Here is a 1,763-nt window from a genome sequence, read left to right on the forward strand (position 1 = left end):
CCGCAGCGCGGCCGCCAGAGCGGCGGGCTGCGCCGGCTCCAGCGCGGCCGCCGCCGCCGCGCGGGCGGGGCGGGCCGCCTCGACGCCGGCCACCGCCGCGTCGAGCCCGCGCCGGGCGTCGGCGTGCGCGGTGTCGGCCGCGGCCCGGGCCGGCGCGAGGCGGGCGAGCTCGTCGTGGCCGTCGCGGGCGCGTTCCAGGGCGGCCCGGTTGGGCGCCGCGTCGAGGGCGGCTCGGGCGTCGGTGTCGGCCTGCTCCGCGGCTCGCCGCAGCGCGCCGGACTCGGCGGCGGCCCGCTGGGCGGCGCGTAGCCGCGTGGCCAGCTCGACGACGCCCGGTGGTGTGCGGACGGCGGCCAGCCTGTCGCGCTCGGCTCGCAGCCGCGCGACCTCGTCGGCGACGGCCTGCGCCGCGACGGCGGCCTCGTCGCGAGCGGCGGCGCCCGCGTCCCGGGCCGCGCGGGTGTCGGTGACGGCCACGGTGAGCCGGTCGAGGGTGGCCAGGGCGGCGGTGTAGGTCGCCTGTGCCCCCGGCTGGGCGGCCTCCAGCCGTGCCAGCTCGGCGTGGTCGCGGCGAGCCTGCTCCAGCGGGGCGCGGTCAGGCGCCGCCGCCAGGTCCGTGCGGGCCGCGCTGTCGACCCGCTCGGCGGCCAGGCGGGCCGCGGCCACCGTGGCGGCGGTCGCGGCGGTGGCGGCCAGCCGGGTCGTCAGCGTGACCACGTCAACCGGCATCCGGACCGCCGCGAGCAGGTCGCGCTCGTTCTGGACGCGGGCCAGCTCGGTCGTCGCCCGCTCGGCGGCCGCGGCCCGGGTGGCGATCTCGCCGAGCGCGGCGTCGACGCTCGTCACGACCTGGGTCAGCGTGCCCACCCGGGCGGCGGCGGCCCGCGCGGCTTCCTCGGTGGCGTCCTGGTAGCCGGCGAGCTGCTTGTCCAGCGCCTCGGCGCCGTGCTGGCTCGTCTTGGCCTGCTCGTTCGCGGCGGCCCGGATCTCGTCGTAGACGCCGAGGCCGAGCAGCCTGGTGAGGATCTTCTGACGGTCGGCCGGCTTGGCGTGCAGGAACTCGGCGAACTCGCCCTGCGGAAGCACGACGCAGGCGCAGAAATGCTCGAAGGTGAGCCCCAGCAGAGACTCGACCGCCCGGCTCACCTCCGAGTCCGCCGCCACGACCTCGGTCGGCGCGCCGGGCGCGGCCAGGCCGGCGGGGTCGGCCAGCCGCTCCAGCCGGGCATTGCGGACCGTCACGCTTCCGTTGCCGAGCCGGCGCAGCTCCCGTGCGACGACATACCGGTTGCCGGCCGCGTCGAAGACCAGCCGGACGGTGCCGCGGGCGACCGTCGGGGCCAGCGCCAGCGAGACCAGGCCGCGATGGTTCCACCGCGGCACGGACCCGAACAGCGCGAACGTCATCGCGTCGAAGACCGTCGACTTCCCCGACCCGGTCGGCCCGACGAGCGCGAAGTAGTCGGCGTCCGCGAAGTCCACCGCCGCGGCGTCCCGGAACGAGCCGAACCCGGCTATCTCCAGCAGTACCGGCCGCATCCGTTCGCCACCCCCAAGAACGACTTCCCGGTCAAGAACCACCCAGCGGCTCGCGTAGCTCTCCGGGCCAGCAGGCCACAAGCGAAGCGAAGTGGCCTGACTGGCCCGGCGAGCGGAGCGAGCCCCGTTGGCGGCGGGGGACCCCGGCCGGTGGGCTCCGCCCCCGCGCAGCAACGCCGGCGCCCTACGCCCCCGCCCGGCCCCCCCCGACCCCACAACACACG

Annotated in this window: 1 protein-coding gene; it reads right to left on the reverse strand. The window is 78.2% G+C overall.

Annotated elements, in window-relative coordinates; all coding sequences use genetic code 11:
• The coding region (locus tag I6A60_RS43240) for an AAA family ATPase (protein ID WP_203055892.1) at nt 1-1,539 on the reverse strand (1,539 nt) is incomplete at its 3' end.
• Between the last annotated feature and the right edge of the window lie 224 nt (nt 1,540-1,763).

Origin of the sequence: Frankia sp. AgB1.9, assembly GCF_016786355.1 — a bacterium.
Lineage (GTDB): Bacteria > Actinomycetota > Actinomycetes > Frankiales > Frankiaceae > Pseudofrankia.